Source organism: Sphingomonas sp. Leaf339, from assembly GCF_001426195.1.
Lineage (GTDB): Bacteria > Pseudomonadota > Alphaproteobacteria > Sphingomonadales > Sphingomonadaceae > Sphingomonas.
This window is the reverse complement of record NZ_LMRS01000012.1, coordinates 548,864-565,732: the sequence shown is the minus strand read 5'-3', so window position 1 is coordinate 565,732 and position 16,869 is coordinate 548,864. Positions and strand designations below refer to the sequence as shown.

13 protein-coding genes are annotated in these 16,869 nt (G+C 65.5%); 10 read left to right on the top strand and 3 right to left on the bottom strand.

What is annotated here, in order from left to right:
- Positions 1 to 57 precede the first annotated feature (57 nt).
- The 3 genes from ASG67_RS09390 to ASG67_RS09380 all read left to right on the top strand — a co-directional run bounded on the left by ASG67_RS09390 (position 58) and on the right by ASG67_RS09380 (position 3,419).
- Positions 58 to 1,437 (top strand): hypothetical protein, encoded by a 1,380-nt coding sequence (locus tag ASG67_RS09390; protein ID WP_056528725.1) that lies wholly within the window; start codon positions 58 to 60, stop codon positions 1,435 to 1,437.
- 72 nt (positions 1,438 to 1,509) lie between these two features.
- Positions 1,510 to 2,604, top strand: a complete 1,095-nt coding sequence (locus ASG67_RS09385) for a catalase family protein (protein ID WP_056528722.1) — start codon at positions 1,510 to 1,512, stop codon at positions 2,602 to 2,604.
- A 32-nt stretch (positions 2,605 to 2,636) separates the two neighbouring features.
- Positions 2,637 to 3,419 (top strand): metallophosphoesterase family protein, encoded by a 783-nt coding sequence (locus ASG67_RS09380; protein WP_056528719.1) that lies wholly within the window; start codon positions 2,637 to 2,639, stop codon positions 3,417 to 3,419.
- 183 nt (positions 3,420 to 3,602) lie between these two features.
- Here the strand turns inward: ASG67_RS09380 and ASG67_RS09375 are convergent, their stop codons facing one another.
- Together ASG67_RS09375 and ASG67_RS09370 are read right to left on the bottom strand one after the other, a co-directional pair.
- Positions 3,603 to 4,001 carry an MAPEG family protein gene (locus ASG67_RS09375; RefSeq protein ID WP_235535132.1) on the bottom strand — a complete coding sequence of 133 codons (399 nt, stop codon included), beginning with the start codon at positions 3,999 to 4,001 and terminating at the stop codon, positions 3,603 to 3,605.
- Positions 4,002 to 4,074: 73 nt separating this feature from the next.
- Positions 4,075 to 5,301: an acetyl-CoA C-acyltransferase gene (locus ASG67_RS09370; protein WP_268796287.1), complete on the bottom strand. Its 1,227-nt coding sequence runs from the start codon at positions 5,299 to 5,301 to the stop codon at positions 4,075 to 4,077.
- A 41-nt stretch (positions 5,302 to 5,342) separates the two neighbouring features.
- On the opposite strand from ASG67_RS09370, the gene ASG67_RS09365 reads away from it, so the two are divergent.
- From ASG67_RS09365 to ASG67_RS19445, 7 genes are all read left to right on the top strand, one after another.
- Positions 5,343 to 5,636, top strand: a complete 294-nt coding sequence (locus tag ASG67_RS09365; RefSeq protein WP_321163534.1) for a hypothetical protein — start codon at positions 5,343 to 5,345, stop codon at positions 5,634 to 5,636.
- Positions 5,637 to 5,664: 28 nt separating this feature from the next.
- The gene (locus ASG67_RS09360; protein WP_056529224.1) at positions 5,665 to 6,387 is read left to right on the top strand and encodes a prepilin peptidase; all 723 of its coding nucleotides are present in this window, start codon (positions 5,665 to 5,667) and stop codon (positions 6,385 to 6,387) included.
- Positions 6,384 to 6,839, top strand: coding sequence for a hypothetical protein (locus tag ASG67_RS09355; protein ID WP_056528713.1), 456 nt, complete (start codon positions 6,384 to 6,386; stop codon positions 6,837 to 6,839). Before ASG67_RS09360 ends, ASG67_RS09355 begins: the two co-directional genes overlap by 4 nt.
- 165 nt (positions 6,840 to 7,004) lie before the next feature.
- Positions 7,005 to 9,128 (top strand): autotransporter assembly complex protein TamA, encoded by a 2,124-nt coding sequence (locus tag ASG67_RS09350; protein WP_056529221.1) that lies wholly within the window; start codon positions 7,005 to 7,007, stop codon positions 9,126 to 9,128.
- The gene (locus ASG67_RS09345) at positions 9,128 to 13,366 is read left to right on the top strand and encodes a translocation/assembly module TamB domain-containing protein (RefSeq protein ID WP_056528710.1); all 4,239 of its coding nucleotides are present in this window, start codon (positions 9,128 to 9,130) and stop codon (positions 13,364 to 13,366) included. Before ASG67_RS09350 ends, ASG67_RS09345 begins: the two co-directional genes overlap by 1 nt.
- 31 nt (positions 13,367 to 13,397) lie before the next feature.
- Entirely contained in the window at positions 13,398 to 14,873 is a 1,476-nt protein-coding gene (locus ASG67_RS09340) for a flavin-containing monooxygenase (RefSeq protein ID WP_235535131.1), read from the top strand.
- Between the two features lie 306 nt (positions 14,874 to 15,179).
- On the top strand, positions 15,180 to 16,514 hold the full coding sequence (locus ASG67_RS19445) for an EAL domain-containing protein (RefSeq protein ID WP_235535130.1): 1,335 nt from the start codon (positions 15,180 to 15,182) through the stop codon (positions 16,512 to 16,514).
- Here ASG67_RS19445 and ASG67_RS19440 read toward each other — a convergent pair.
- Positions 16,501 to 16,737: a hypothetical protein gene (locus ASG67_RS19440; RefSeq protein WP_235535129.1), complete on the bottom strand. Its 237-nt coding sequence runs from the start codon at positions 16,735 to 16,737 to the stop codon at positions 16,501 to 16,503. The genes ASG67_RS19445 and ASG67_RS19440 overlap by 14 nt on opposite strands.
- Positions 16,738 to 16,869 lie beyond the last annotated feature (132 nt).

Below are 16,869 nucleotides of genomic sequence, written 5' to 3'. Positions count from 1 at the left end.
CCGGCCTCCGCCGGGGAAGCTGTTTCGGGGGTAGGTCCTGCACCTTCGCGGCGCTCCATGACCCGGCTCATCACCACCGCCACGGCGTTGTTGCTCGTCTCGCTGGCGATCTTCTGGCCCGGTTTTGCCGAGTATGACAGCGTTGCTCAATATGCGCAGGCGCTGTCGGGCAGTTATGACGACTGGCATCCGCCGGTCATGGCGCGGCTCTGGGCGGGGTTGCTGGTGTTCGGCGCCGGGGCGGGGCCGATGCTGGTCGTGCAGATGGCGACATACTGGAGCGGACTGGGCCTGATCGCGGCAGCGATCATGCGCGCGGGGCGTGCGCGGGCCGGCTGGGCCATCGTGGCGGTCGGTCTGTTCCCGCTGTTCCTGGGTTGGCAGGCGGTGGTGCTGAAGGATGCGCAGGGCATCGGGGCGATGCTGGCGGCGGTCGGCATCGTCGGGTGGTGGCGGATCGACGGGCGGCGGGTGCCGGGCGCAGTCTGGGCCGTGGCGGCGATGTTGCTGGGTTATGCCGTGCTGATCCGCGCCAACGGGGTGTTTGCGGCGGCGCCGCTGGTCGCGATGCTGGTGCTGGCCAGAAGCTGGCGGACGCGGGGCGGGATCGTGATCGGGCTGGTCGCGGTGACGCTGGCGCTGTCGCCGGGGATCAACCAGCGCGTCCTGGGCGCGGAGCCGAGCGGGGTGCAGCGAACGCAGCCGCTTTACGATCTGGCTGGCATCGCGGTGCGGATCGCGCCGACCGACGCGGCGGGGTTCACACAGGCCGAAACCCTTGCGCTGATCGCGCATCATTGCGTGACGGCGTTCTTCTGGGACTCGCTGGGCGAGGCACCAGCCTGTGCGGCGGCCAGCGAGCGGATGCAAAAGCTGCCGCCGCCGCGGCTTTACGCGATGCTGGTGCCGGCGATCGTCGCGCATCCGCTGGCCTATGCCGGGCATCGGCTGGCGCATCTGAATTCGACATTGCGCTGGTGGGTGCCCGCCGAGTGGCCGAACGCGGGGCCGCCGGGTGGGTCGGAACCGAACGAACTGGGGCTGGGTCAGCCGGGCTGGCTGGCGGTGAAGTGGCAGCGGCTGGCCGGGCTGATCACGGCCACGCCGCTGGGGTGGCCGGTGGCGTGGATCATCGCGGCGATCACGGCGCTGGTCGCGACGTGGCGGGCGGCGTCGCCGGTCGCGGGTGTCGCGCGGGCGATGCTGGTGTCGGCGCTAATGCTGGAGGCGAGTTTCGGGGCGTTCAGTATCGCGTCCGACCTGAGATATCATCTGTGGGCGATGATCGTGACGGCGCTGGCGTGCGTGTTGCTCGGCGGCGAGCGCTGGTCACGGCGGGCGGTGATTGCCGGGTCGGTAGCACTGGCGCTGGTGGTGGCGATCGGGCTGGTGGCGCGGGCCACCCTGCCGGTCATGACGATCGCCATGATGGTGTAGCAATCGATACGGGCGCGGAACGGGGCATCCTCTGAACGGTTAATCCTTCGATATCACAGAAGGATACCCGGCATGACGATCAAACCACCCGTCCGTTTCGATCCGTCGGTCGAGCATGTGCAGCCGGACGAGGGCGAGGTGATCGGCCAGCTGAACGATTCGTTCCAGACCATCCTCGAGACGACGTCGGCGGATTACGGCCACGCCGTGCGATCGGTGCACGCCAAGGCGCATGGCATCGCGAAGGGCAAGCTGACCGTCCATGCCGACCTGCCGCCAGAACTGGCGCAGGGCGTGTTCGCCCGGCCGGCGACCTATGAAGCGGTGATCCGTTTCTCGACCAATCCAGGCGATATCCTCGACGACGCTATAGCCCTGCCGCGTGGGTTGGCGCTGAAGCTGATCGGCGTCGAAGGCGAGCGTCTGCCGGGATCGGAAGGCGATACGACGCAGGACATCATCATGGTGAACGGCCCGGCGTTTGCGGCCAAGGATGCCGAGGCGTTCTCCAAGAACCTGAAGCTGCTGGCCGGCACGACCGACAAGGCGGAGGGCGCGAAGAAGCTGCTGTCGGGTGTGCTGCGCGCGTTCGAGGCGACGCTGGAGGCGGTCGGGCTGGAATCGTCGACGTTGCAGACGCTGGGCGGCGCGGCGCAGGTGCATCCGCTGGGCGAGACATATTACAGCCAGACGCCATTCCGCTACGGCGACCATATCGCCAAGTTCTCGCTGGCGCCGGTCAGTCCGGCGCTGACACAGTTGACCGGCGATACGGTGTCGACAAAGGACCGCCCGGATGCGCTGCGTGAGGTGGTGAACGAGGTGATGGCGTCGCAGGGCGGCACCTGGGAATTGCGGGTGCAGCTGAACCGCGATCTGGACGCGATGCCAGTCGAGGATCCGACCAAGGTGTGGGACGAAAAGGACAGCCCGTTCGTCACCGTCGCCACGCTGGAGATGCCGCCGCAACCGTCGTGGCAACATGGCGCGTCGGACGCGATCGACGACGCGCTGTCCTATAGCATCTGGCACGGCGTGACGGCGCATCAGCCGCTGGGTAACATCAACCGCGCACGTAAAGACACATATCAGCATTCGGCCGACTTCCGCGGCAGGTTCAACGGATGCCCGTTGCATCAGCCAAAGGCGCTGGCCGAGCTGCCTTGACGGATCGGTGGTGAACGGGAAGGGGCGTCGAGATGACTACCAAGCTATTCCACGTCAGCGACGTCCATTTCGGCAAGGAAGATCCGGCCGCGATCGCCTGGTTCAAGGAACGGGTCGAGATCGAGCGGCCGGACGCTGTGCTGATGACCGGCGACCTGACGATGCGGGCGCGGACGCGGGAGTTCGAGGCGGGCGGGGCGTGGTTGAAGAGCCTCGCTGCGCCGGTGACGGTCGAGGTCGGCAATCATGACATTCCCTATTATTGGGACCCGATCCGCCGTTTCCTGATCCCGTATCGCCGGTATGCCGCGATCGAGAAGATGATCGAGCGGCCGCTCGACCTGCCAGGGGTGACGGTGGTGCCGCTGAAGACGACGGCACGCGCGCAGTGGCGGTGGAACTGGTCGAAGGGCAGCGTCAGCCCCGGTGCGCTGCGCAAGGCGCTGGCACTGATCGACAAGGCGCCCAAGGGCAATCTGATCTTCGTGGCGGCGCACCACCCGCTGATTGAAGGCGGGACAAAGGGCACGGCCAAGACGCGGCGGGGCGAACATGCGCTGGGCGAACTGGCGGCGGCGGGCGCCCATGCGGTGCTGTCGGGCCATGTCCATGATCCATTCGATGTGCCGGTCGATTGCAATGGCTGGATGGTGCGGATGATCGGCGCCGGGACGCTATCGAAACGGGTGCGCAACAGCCCGCCCGCGTTCAACGAGATCGTGATTGACGGGGATCGGTTCGAGACGCTGGTGCGGACGCAGGGCGGCGAGCCGAAGCATGCGATCAGCGAGACGACGGCAGCGGGTGCGCTTTAGGACGACTGGTTTCACCCCCGTTCGTGCCGAGTAGAGACCGAGTAGCCCCGCAGGGGCGTATCGAGGGGTCGTATCGAGGCACCGTTCCGCGCGACAACCCGTCCTTCGATACGGGCCTTCGACAAGCTCAGTCGCTAGTCGGGACGACCGGTCAGAGTATGTAGAGACTGTCCATCCTTGTGCCTACATCAACCGGATCAGCATCAGCAGCAGGCCGAGGATCGACACCAGCCAGCACAGGCTGCGCACATAGGGTACACCGAACAGATAAAGCGGGATGTAGGCGATGCGGGCGACGAACCATGTTGCGGCCCCTACTGCGCCGATCCCGCCGGTGCGGTCCGTGACAGCCAGGGCAAGCGCCAACCCGATAAAGGCGGGGTAGGTTTCCTGAAAATTCGTCAGCGCGCGCTGGGCGCGGCCGGCAAGGGGACCGAGCGGCGCGGCGCTGTCATCGCGGGGGCCGGCGTTCCAGTCCAACCCCCGCTCGCGGGTCACGGTTTGTCCCTGCACCATGATGTGGGCGAACAGCAGCACCGTCGACCAGCCGAGCAGCGCGATTTCGATCGGCAGATTGGTCATCGGCATTCTCCAGCAGGGGCAGGCGTCAGCAGCGGAACGCCGCCCCGCCGCCTTTCGCTCCCGCGACCGGCGGTCAGCGCATCAATTCCACCGCCACCGCCGTCGCCTCGCCACCGCCGATGCACAGCGAGGCCAAGCCACGGGTGCCACCGGTGCGCTCCAGCGCGGAGAGCAGCGTGGCAATGATCCGCGCCCCGCTGGCGCCGATCGGATGGCCCAACGCACAGGCGCCGCCATGGATGTTCAGCCGGTCGTGCGGGATGTCGAGATCGTGCATCGCGATCATCGCGACGGCGGCAAACGCCTCGTTCACCTCGAACAGGTCGATATCCGCGATGCTCCAGCCGGCGCGCTCCATTGCCTTACGCATCGCCGGCACGGGGGCGGTGGCGAAGCGGGCGGGGGCATGGGCGTGGCCGGCATGGGCGACGATGCGGGCGATCGGCGTCAGGCCGAGCCGCTCGGCGACCGATGCGCGCGTCATCACCAGCGCGGCGGCACCATCCGAGATCGACGACGCGTTGGCGGCGGTGATGCTGCCGTCGGGGGAGAAGGCGGGCTTCAGCGTCGGGATGCGGGCGACGTCGCCGCGCGCGGGCTGTTCGTCGAGCGTGACGGTGGTCGTGCCCTTGCGACCGGCGACATCGACCGGGACGATCTCGCGATCGAAGGCGCCGTCGCGCTGCGCGCGCTGGGCACGGTGAAGCGATTCGATCGCGAAGCCGTCCATCGCGGCGCGGGTGAACTGATATTCGGTGGCGCTTTCCTCGGCGAAGTTGCCCATCAGGCGACCGGGTTCGTACGCATCCTCCAACCCGTCGAGGTAAATATGGTCGTACATCGTATCATGGCCGATACGCGCGCCGGCGCGGTGCTTGCGCGACAGATAGGGGGCGTTCGTCATGCTCTCCATGCCGCCCGCGACCAGCAGGTCGACCGAACCGGCGGCCAGCGCATCGGCCGCCATGATCGCCGCCTGCATCCCCGATCCGCACATCTTGTTGACCGTCGTCGCCTCGACCTGCGTACCCAGACCAGCCCCGATCGCTGCCTGTCGCGCCGGTGCCTGGCCGAGGCCCGCGGGCAGGACGCAGCCCATATAGATGCGCTCAACCGCGTCGGCGGACATGCCGGCGCGGGCGACGGCACCACGAACGGCGGCGGCGCCAAGCTCGGTCGCGGTGACACCGGTCAGGCTGCCCTGAAACGATCCCATCGGGGTGCGGGCATAGGACAGGATCACGACGGGATCATGGGACGCGAAACCAGGGGCGACATCGCCCGCGAACCGGGTGGCCAAGACATTCTCTCCAAATCTAGTTGATCGATGATGTAGGAACTGTGATCGCCGATGGCAAAAGCGGCTCGGCCCGTTACGGCTGGATGATGGACACCGCCACCGACTTGATCAAATGGACGGCCTCCTTGTCGGGCATGACGGCGGCGTTGATCGTTTCGCTGGATCTGGGGCGACGGGCGACGGGGTTCGGCTTCGTTATCTTCGTCGCCTCGTCGATCGCGTGGTTTGCGGGAGCGTATTTGACCGAGGACTGGGCGCTGGGAACGCAGAATGGCGTCCTGTTGGCGATCAATGTGCTGGGTGTTTATCGTTATCTGGTGCGTCAAAGTGTCTGACGCGGGTGTCTGGGCCGGCGCGCTGGCGATGCTGGGCGCGATCGTCGGCAGTTTCCTGGCGGCGCTGGTGGTGCGCTGGACCGAGGATCGGTCGGTGATGCGCGGACGATCCGCTTGCGATGCGTGCGGGCGGACGCTGGGGCCGGCGGAATTGGTGCCGTTGCTGAGTGCGCTGGTGCAGCGCGGGCGATGCCGCGGGTGCGGCGCGCTGATCGATCCGATCCATTGGCGGATCGAGGCGGCGGCGGTGGTGATCGGCGGCGCGGCCGGCTGGATCGCGGCGGGGCCTGCGGCGATCGCGGGCGCTGCGTTCGGCTGGCTGCTGCTGGTGCTGGCGGCGCTCGACTGGCGCGCGTTCTGGTTGCCGGACCGGCTGACGGGATTGCTGGCCGCGATGGGGCTGGCGACCGGACTTTGGGATCGGATGCCGCCACCGCTGACGGATCGCCTGATCGGCGGCGTCGCGGGCTTTGCGATGCTGTGGGCGATCGCCACGGGATATCGGCGCTGGCGGGGGCGTGAGGGGATGGGCGGCGGCGATCCCAAGCTGTTCGGGGCGATCGGCCTCTGGATCGGGTGGCGGATGTTGCCGGCGGTGATGCTGACGGCCAGCCTGATCGGGCTGGGCATCGTGCTGTTCCGGCGGCTGACCGGGCGGGCGATGGCGGCGGACGACGCCCTGCCGCTGGGGACATTGCTGGCGCTGGCGGCTTACCCGGCGTGGTTGATGATGGTAGGGTGGATGGCATGATCGCATCGATGCTTGCTCTTCTCCTGTCCGTTGCGGGCCAGGCCGGCGCTTCTCAGGCTGCCGCTCCGCAGGCCGTGCCGCCGGTCCCCGGCGAACTCGGCCGCCAGCCGCTGCCGGCGCAGGGCTGCGCGGCATATTTGTGGAACGTGTCGGACCGCAAGCTGGTGGCGATGGCGGGGGCCGATCCGGCACTGGTGCGGCTGGTGCTGGGCGGTAAGGCGATCGACCTGGCGCGAGCGTCGGAATCGGGGCTGGGCGGCTTCGGTTTCGCGGCCCGGACCGCCTATCGGAACAGCGACGTTGCGGTGACACTGGACATGACGGTGCAGACGCAAGCCGAGCTGACCGATGGCGGCGCGGTGCCGCAGGGCACGCTGACGGTGGAACGTGGCGGAACCGATGCGGTGGTGATCCCGGTCGCCGGCCTGATCGGCTGCGCGCCGGCGCGTTGACTGCGTGGGCGACAAAGTGTCGGAACGTGTTGAACCATATGGCCATTGGTGCGTTGCACGGGGAGTTAGGGTTATGATCCGGTACAGCGGACGCCCATCGGCAAAGGGGCTTTGTTCAGCGTGATCGTACCGCACCGTCGGCATTACTGGTTGGCCGTTGCGCTGATGGCCGCTTCTCCTGCCGTCGGCCAGATCGCCAGGCCGGGCACCGCTCCTGCCAAGGGGCCGGATGCGCCGAAGTCCGACACCGCGCCGGACGCCGCGACGGCATCCGATCCGCAGGGCAATCAGCCGATCGTGCCGGACGCGGAATTCAACGCCGCGCTGCCGCCGCTGTCCGGTGATATCAATGCCCCACTCGAACCAATGCAGCCGGATGCGAAGCCGGGTGCCGTGCCGCTCCCGACCACGCAGACCACCGCACCCGTGGCCACCGGCGATACGCTTGCGCCTGTGGGGCCGGAGGACCCGGCACTGGCGCAGCCGTTGACGCCGCTCGCCAGCTTCGACACGACCCCGCTCGACAACACGACCGTCGCCAATGTCGACAGTCCTGAAATTCGGTACGACACCGAAGTGAAGGGGCTGGAGAAGCTGAGCCTGGATGGTCAGTTCAAGTCGCTGTCGGCGCTGAACGAGGGTAAGGGCAAGGCATCCAATACTGCGCAGGTATCGGCGCGTGCGCGTGAGGATGAAAGTCTGGCCGTCCGGCTAATGCGGTCGTTGGGGTATTACGACGCCACCGCCGTGTCGGTCGTTGAGCAGGTGCCAGCCACGCCCGGCCGGCTGAAGGCGGTGCTGACCGCATCACCGGGGCGGCTGTACACGCTGTCGTCGGTGACGGTGCAGGCCGATCCGGTCGTGCCGACCGACCTGATCCGCCGCAATCTGCCGTTGAAGGTGGGCGATCCGATCGAGGCTGCACGCATCCAGGGTGCCGAGGCGAATGTCAGCCTGACGCTGCCGCAACAGGGCTATCCCTTCGTTAAGGTCGGCGAGCGCGATATCCTGCTGGAGGATCAGTCGCCGACGGCGGTGGGTGCCTATACGCTGCCGGTCGATACCGGGCCACGATCGTCGTTCGGCAAAATCACCACGACGGGCGATACGGTGTTCGGGGTCGATCATCTGAACATCTTCCCGCGGTTCGACGAGGGGCAGCTATACGACGCGCGGCTGACCGACGATCTGCGTGATGCGCTGGTCGCGACGAGCCTGTTCAACAGCGTCGCCGTGGAACCGCAGCGGACCGGACGGATGAACCCCGACGGGACGGAAGCGGTCGATCTGCTGGTACGCCAGACCAAGGGTCCGGCGCGGACGCTGGCCGCAACGGGTGGCTATTCGACCGGACAGGGCATCCGGCTTGAGGGAAGCTGGCAGCATCGCAACCTGTTCCCCGACGAGGGCGCGCTGATCGGGTCGATCGTGGCGGGTACGCAGGAACAGGGCGCGTCGGGCACGTTCCGGCGATCGAACGCCGGCCGGCGCGACCGCACCTTCACGATGATCGCATCGGCCAGCCATCAGAATTACGACGCGTACGAAGCGTTTATCGGCACGCTTGCCATGCGCTGGAGCTATGATTCGACGCCGATCTGGCAGAAGCCGCTGACCTATTCCTACGGCGTCGAGCTCACCGGCACGAACGAAGATGTGTATGATTTCGATGCCGGCCGGCGCCGTCGCGGCACCTATGGCATCGCGGCGCTGCCGGGACAGGTGGTGTTCGACCGGTCCGACAGTTTGCTCAATCCGACCAAGGGTTTCCGCCTGAAATTGAACCTCAGCCCCGAAGCATCGGTGCGGGGAGCCGTGCGCCCCTATGTGCGGACGATGGTGGAGGGCACGGTCTATTATCCGATCAACGACAGCCTGGTGATTGCCGGGCGGGCGCGGGCGGGATCGATCCAGGGGATCGGGCGCGACGATCTGGCCCCCTCGCGACGCTATTATGGCGGCGGTGGCGGGTCGGTGCGCGGTTACGGTTATCAGCGGCTGGGGCCGCTCGATCCGGATGGCAATCCGGTGGGCGGCCGGTCGCTGAACGAATTTGCGGTCGAGGCGCGGTATCGCTTCGGCAATTTCGGGATCGTGCCGTTCATCGATGCCGGCAACAGTTATGACGCGAAGCTGCCGACCTTCTCCGCGTTGAAATTCGGCGCCGGTATCGGCGGGCGGTTCTACACCAATTTCGGCCCGTTCCGCGTCGATGTCGCGACCCCGCTCAATCCACGACCTGGCGATGGCAAGGTCGCACTGTATATCTCGATCGGGCAAGCATTCTAATGGCCGACGGCACCCTGTCCGACACCACGACTTCCGACACGCCGGGCACCGCTTCGTCGCGGCCCGTATGGCAGCGCATCCTGAAATGGATCGGGCTGACGATCCTGGGGCTGGTCGTGCTGGTGCTGGTGGTGCTGTTCGGGATCAATACCGATCCCGGTCGCCGTTTCGTGGCGGACCAGATCGGCGGCTACACCACGGCATCGGGTCTGACGATCAAGGTGGGGCGGATCGATGGTTCGCTTTATGGACGGATGACGCTATCCGATTTGCGGGTCAGTGATCCCCAGGGCGTGTTCCTCGATAGTCCGCGGCTGGAGGTCGACTGGCGACCGTTCGCGTTCGCGCGCAACCATGTCGATGTCCGGGCGCTGTCCGCCGATACGGTGACGCTGCGTCGCCGGCCGGCGCTGAAGCCGACGCCGAGCGATCCCAACGCGCCGCTGCTGCCTGATCTGGACATTGACGTGAACCGGATGCGGGTCGGCCGCTTCGTAATGAGCGCGCCGGTGACTGGGCAGGCACATGTCCTGTCATTCGACGGTACGGTGCACATCGCCGATCGCCGCGCGCAGTTGGTGGCCAATGCGGCGGCGCTGCGGGCGCCGGGCGTGGCCGGTGGCGATCGGCTCGCGCTGCGGCTGGATGCGGTGCCGGACCAGAACAAGCTCGACCTTAATGTGAAGTTGCAGGCGCCGGTTGGCGGTGTCGTCGCGACGATGGGTGGATTGAAGCAGCCGCTCGCTGTTTCCATCGACGGTCGCGGCAGTTGGGCCGCATGGCAGGGGCGTGCGCTGGCACGGCTGGGCGGCGGTGAGCTGGCCAATCTGGCCCTGACGTCGCGGCAGGGACATATCGAGGTGCGCGGCGTAACGCGGCCAGGCCTGTATCTGGAAGGCCCTGTCGAACGGCTGACCGCGCCGCAATTGCAGGTGGCGATCGATACGACGCTGAACGAGCGGCGCGCGGATACGCGGATGACGCTGCGGTCCGATGCGCTGGCGGTGGATGCCGGCGGCCTGATCGATCTGGCCAACAGCCGCTTCGCCAATTTCGCGGTTGATGCCAAGCTGCTGACGCCTGGCGCGATCGCGCCGAACCTGAGCGGTCGCGATGTCAGCGCACGGGTCGTGCTGGACGGTGCATTCGCCACGCCGACGGTCGATTACAAGCTGACGGCGGCAGCGATCGGTTTTGGCGATATGGGCGTGCAGAACCTGTATGCCGAGGGTATGGCGCGGGTGAATTCCGATCGCATCCTGGTGCCGATCAACGCGCGGGCAAAGCGCGTCACGGGCCTAAATGCCGCCGTGGGCGGGCTGGCCAACAACGTGTCGATCCAGGGTGACTTTGCGATTGCGATGCCGAACATCCTGTCGGACAATCTGCGTATCCGATCCGACAATATCGATGCGACCGCCATCGTCGTCGCGAACGTGCAGACCGGGCGGTACAGCGGCGCGCTGAAGGGTCGGGTCAACAATTACCGGGTCGACTCGATCGGAATCATCAACCTGACCACCGACGCCAGGCTGGTGCCGGGGCCCAATGGCGGGTTTGGCATCACCGGCCGTGTCGTCGCGCAGACCACGCAGTTGTTCAACGACGGCGCGCGCAATTTCCTGGGTGGCAACGCCGTGGTGCGCGCGGATGTCGGCTATAGTCCCGAGGGTGTCGTGACGTTCAGCGGCCTGCGCATGAACGCCCCCCAATTCCGCGTGACGCGCGGCGAGGGTCGGTTCGATCCGCGCACCGGTGCCGTGGCGGTGAACGCCGATGCTTTCTCGACACAATATGGTCCGTTGTCGGCGCGGGTGACGGGGTCGGCGACGAGTCCGGTGGTCGTGCTGCGCGCGCCAAGACCGGGTGTCGGCGTCGGGCTGGTCGATTTGCAGGCACGCGTCATCGGCCGGAGCGGTGCGTATGCCGTCACCGCGAGCGGCGGCACCAATTATGGCCCGTTCACCGCCGACGTTCTGGTGCGGCCGGGCAACCAGCTGGCCGTCGTTGTCCGCCGGGTGGTGTTCGCTGGGATCGTCGCGAACGGGCGGATAGTGCAGACGGCTGCGGGTCCGTTCGCCGGCGCATTGGCATTCAACGGACAGGGCCTGACCGGTAATGTCCGGCTGGCCAATCAGGCTGGCAACCAGCGCGCCGATGTGGCGGCGCGTGCGTATAATGCGCGGGTGCCGGGGCAGCTCGATTTCACCATCGGCCGCGCGTTGGTCGACGCCAGCGTCGTGATGTTGCCGAACGCGCCGCAGGTCGTCGCCGACGTGCAACTGGCGGATACGCGCTATGGCCCGACCGTCATTCAGTCGGCGCGGGCGAAGGTGAATTATGTCGGCGGCCGTGGCACCGCGCAGGCGTTGCTGACGGGATCTAACGGCGTGCCGTTCCGCGTCGCGATGAATGCGCGGCTGTCGCCGAACGATTATCTGGTCGCGTTGCAGGGCATGGCGAACGGCATCAACTTCCGTACCGCCAATCCGGCGCGTATCCAGTCGGTGAAGGGTGCCTATCGCCTGTCGCCGACGCGATTGGTGTTCGATCAGGGTTCGGCGCGGCTGGCGGGTTCGTTCGGCAATGCCACCAACGTGCAGGTGCGGCTCGATCGGCTCGATCTGTCGGTGATCAGCGCGTTCGTGCCCAATCTGGGCATTTCCGGTCAGGCGACCGGCAGCCTGGATTATGCTCAGGCGTCGAGCACCGCGTTCCCAACGGCGGACGCCCGCGTATCGGTGGCGCAGTTCCGGCGCACGGGGCTGGCGGCGATCTCCACCCCGGTCGACATCGTGTTCGCCGGCCGGTTGCTTGCCGATGGCGGCGAGGCGCGCGCGCTGGTGAAGAGCGGCCAGACGGCGGTCGGGCGGATGCTTGCGACGCTTAGGCCGTTGCCGCCGGGGGCGGGATCATGGACGACGCGACTGATGTCGGCGCCGCTGTCTGGCGGTATCCGGTATAACGGTCCTTCGTCGCTGCTGTTCTCGTTCGCGGCGTTGCAGGGTCAGCAACTGACCGGGCCGATCGCGGTGGCGGCGGACTTCTCCGGGCAGGTGTCGGCACCGCGCCTGAACGGCCAGATCCGCGCCGACAATCTGACTTATGACAACGAGACGTTCGGGACGCGGCTGTCGCGGATGCAACTGGCGGGTCGATTCAACAACGACCGGCTGGAGATCACGCGTCTTGCCGCCCGCGCGGGTGACGGCACGGTGCTGGCGCAGGGGACGATCGGGCTGGCGTCCGCGGCCGGCTTCCCGATCGACCTGCGCGCAACCCTCGACAACGCCCGGCTGGCGAATAGCGATGCCCTGGCAGCGACGAGCAGCGGGACGATCCACCTGACCAATGGGCCGAACGGCGGCCTGATCCAGGGCGAGCTGACGATCCCGAATGCGCGTTACCAGATCATCCGTCAGGGTGCGGCCGAAGTGCCGGAGTTGACCGGTATTCGCCGTCGCAGCGAGATGCGGACGCCGAAGCCAACGGATCGACCCGCCGCCGCGCCACCGGTGGGCCTGTTCCGGCTCGACCTGCGGGTGCGGGCGGACAACCAGCTGTTCGTGTCGGGCATGGGGCTGGAGTCGGAATGGGAGATGGACCTGCGCATCGGCGGTACGTCGGCCGCACCGGTCATCACCGGCGGGCTTGACCTGATCCGCGGCACCTATTCCTTCGCCGGCAAGCGCTTCGACGTCAGTCGCGGGATGATTCGCTTCCGGGGCGGCGCACTGACCGATCCGGATATCAACATCCAGGCGACGACCACGACCGACGGTATCACCGCGACGATCAACGTCACCGGGACCGGGCAGCGGCCGCAGATCAGCTTCACTTCGACGCCGACCCTGCCACAGGACGAGGTGCTGAGCCGGTTGCTGTTCGGCACCAATCCGGAGAACCTGTCGGCGATGGAGGCGATCCAGCTGGCGTCCGCGCTCAACTCACTGCGCGGGTCGGGCGGCGGTGGCCTTAATCCGCTGGGCAAGCTGCGCTCGGCGACGGGGTTCGACCGACTGCGCGTGCTTGGCGCCGACGAAGCGTCGGGCCGTGGTACCAGTCTGGCGGCGGGCAAATATCTGACCGACGACATCTATGTAGAGATCGTGACCGATGCGCGCGGCTTTACCGCCACGCAGTTGGAAATCGCGCTAAGCCGGACGCTCAGTCTGTTGACCGCAACCGGCTCGTTCGGCGGATCGAGCGGCAGTCTGCGCTATTCGAAGAACTATTGAGGCCGACTTTACCTGACAGGGGTCGGGTGCCATGTTCGGCAGAATGGAGCGGAACGATACCGGTGCGGTGAAGCACGTCGATGTGCTGATCGTCGGCGCCGGTATCTCGGGGATCAGCGCGGCATACCATCTCCAGACCCGTTGCCCCGATCGGTCCTATATGATCGTCGAGGCGCGGGCGGCGATCGGCGGGACGTGGGATCTGTTCCGATATCCGGGCGTCAGATCAGATTCTGATATGTATACGCTGGGTTTCGCCTTCAGACCCTGGACGGGCGGTAAGACGATCGCTGATGGCGAATCGATCCGGACCTATGTCGAGGATACGGCGAAGGCGTTTGGCATCGATCGCCATATCTCCTTCGGCGTGCGCATCGACCGGGCGTCATGGTCGTCGGCGGAGCGGCGTTGGATGGTCGAGGGTAGCGGCCCCGAAGGGACGTTCGCGATCACCTGTTCATTCATCGATCTATGCGCAGGCTATTACGACTATGCGGCTGGCCATGCGCCGGTATTTGCAGGGGCGGACGAGTTCGAGGGGACGATCGTCCATCCGCAGCACTGGCCGGCCCCGTTGGATGTTACCGGCCAGCGCGTCGTGGTGATCGGCAGCGGGGCGACCGCTGTCACACTAGTGCCCGCGCTGGCGGACAAGGCGGCGCACGTGACGATGCTGCAGCGATCGCCCAGTTATGTGGTGGCGATGCCGGCGGTCGATGCCGTGGCAACCTGGTTGCGCCAGGCTCTGCCCACCAAAGCAGCCTATTCGGCGATCCGCGCCAAGAATATCCTGTCGTCGATCGTCCTGTTCGCGGCGGCGCGAAGATGGCCAGCGGCCGTGAAGCGGCGGATCACTGGCCAGGTACAGCTGGCGTTGGGCGCAGATTATGATGTCGGCACACACTTCACGCCGCGTTATGCGCCATGGGATCAGCGCGTCTGCCTGACCCCGGATGGCGACCTGTTCGCGGCGATCCGCAAGGGTGATGCATCCGTCGCGACGGACACGATCGATCGGTTGACGACGAAGGGCATCCTGCTGAGGTCGGGGCAAGAACTGCCCGCGGATATCATCGTCACGGCGACCGGCCTCACGATAAAACTGGCCGGCGGCATCGCTTTTGCAATCGATGGCACGGCGGTAGGATTTGCCGGCCGATTGCAGTACAGGGGGATGATGTTCGACGGTATTCCGAACCTGATCAACACGTTCGGGTACACAAATGCCTCATGGACATTGAAGGCCGACCTGACCGCGGCTTACCTGTGCCGGCTGCTCAACATGATGCGGCGGCGGGGTTTGCTGGTGGCGAGGCCATCCAACAACGATGCCAAAATGGAAAAGGCAGCGTTCGTGCCATTTTCATCAGGATATATTGAGCGCGCAGCTGGATTTTTACCGACGCAGGGACGCAAAAGGCCGTGGCGGCTTAATCAGAATTATCTATTGGACATTATTGCGTTGCGAACGGGCTCATTATGGCGGCAAATGATATTTACGACCTAACCGGGACGCAATTCGCGATTAAGTAATCAGTATTGACCTATACAAATCGGCTCGGAACAAGACAATGCTGCCAAAGGAAGCAATGATATCATCCCGAGCCGAAGTCAGCTTACCAAGGCTTGATGTGCTCGGTATAGATCAGCGAAAGCAAGAACTTCAGCATAATATACTCCCTCGTTCGCGCCACGTTGGACGCGTAGCCTTAGTAATAGAAAATTAACCATGCCACAATCGCCTTAACGCATGCCAAAACGGTTTGACGCCTCTTTAAGGGAATATTTAACCCTTCCCCCTAACGGTCGGAGCATGGAACGTGGCGATGGCAACGGTTCCGGCCCGATGCCGGAGGGAGCGAACGTCTCACCCGCCGATTGTCGGGGAGTGGCTGGCCGATTGGTGCCGCACGATCACTGGCGCTTTCTGATCGTCGCGCAGGTGGCAAACTTCGCCATTCTTCGCAGGCACTTAGGCATCGATCGTGCCAATCGCCTGGCAGAGGACATTGTCGTTCTGCTTCGCGATCTGATTGCCGGTTCGATGATATCGATCATGGGTCGGGACCGGATCGATATCGCGTTTTCCGCGCCGAGTCGCGACGCGCTCGATATGGCGCTTCGTCGGATTGACTCACGATTCGAGGGCGCTTTTCTGGTCGACGGCGAGCCTTATGCGGTCGAAATGTTGTTCGGCGCCTCGGTATGCGCCGCCGTGCAGTGCGATGAAGTCCGCCTGATCGATGAAGCGGAACATGCGTTGGCTGATGCGCGGGAGGCTCGCGAGCCGGTGATTCGCGGGATCGGTGAGGGCGAAGCGGTGCTCGACCGGGCCAGTTTGGCGCGCGATCTTCGCGCCGCGATCGGCAAGGGCGAGTTGTTCCTGCAATATCAGCCCAAGGCGCATTTGCGCAGCCAGCGAATCGCGAGTGTCGAGGCGCTGGTCCGGTGGCAACATCCAGTTCGCGGCCTTGTGCTACCCGGCGATTTCATCTCGTTGGCCGAAGAATCGCGCGATATCGTCGATCTGACGGTCTGGACGATCCAGCAAGTGGTTAAGGATCAGCGCCTGCTGGCCGCCGGTGGCCATGACATCACGGTGTTCATCAACATCTCGGGCGGTTTGCTGTCCGATGCACGCTTCGTCCGCCGGGCGTGCGCGCTGGTGCAGAGCAGCGGCGTCAAGATCGGCTTCGAGATCACTGAAACCGCGGTGATCCGCGAGCCGGAAACGGCGATCGCGCATTTGCAGGCCTTCGCCGATATCGGCATCGTGATCGCGATCGACGATTACGGGGCCGGCCTGTCGTCGCTTGCCTATCTGAAGCAGTTGCCGGCGCGTGAACTGAAGATCGACAAGCTGTTCGTGACGCAGTTGACCAGCTCTAACCGCGATCCGCTGATCGTGCGGTCGACCATCGATCTGGCGCATGCGCTGGAGATGGAGGTCGTGGCGGAAGGGGTGGAGACGGCCGCGGCTTTCGCGTTATTGTCCGTCATGGGCTGCGACGTCGTACAGGGATATTTTATCAGTCGTCCTATCGGGCTGCCGGCGTTGGTCGAGTTTCTGGAACGCGATCACAGCGATGGGTTTGATCGCCATCGCGCCAGTCTCCCTAATCTCGCCGCGGCCTTTAGGCGGGCGTGACGAGGATGCGGGTCTGGTGGCGCGCCCTTTTTCTGACGATCGCGACCATCCCAGGCATCGCCGCTGCTGCATCGCCCCAAAAAAATGAATTTGATACCCGGATCGCCCATGCGCGCGATCTGATGATGGTTGATCCCAAGGCGGCGAGCAACGCCGCCAAAAATGCGCTTGGCGTGGCCGACAAAATTTCCAACGCCCGTGAGCGAGTTGTCGCGATTGCCACGTCCCAATGGCTTCAGGCTGAAGCCGCGTTTCGCGGCGGTGATATGTCAAAGGCTCAATCGCTGATCGATGACGCTGCTGCAAAATCGCTCGCGAGTGACGCTAGATCAAAGTTATCGGGAGACATATTACT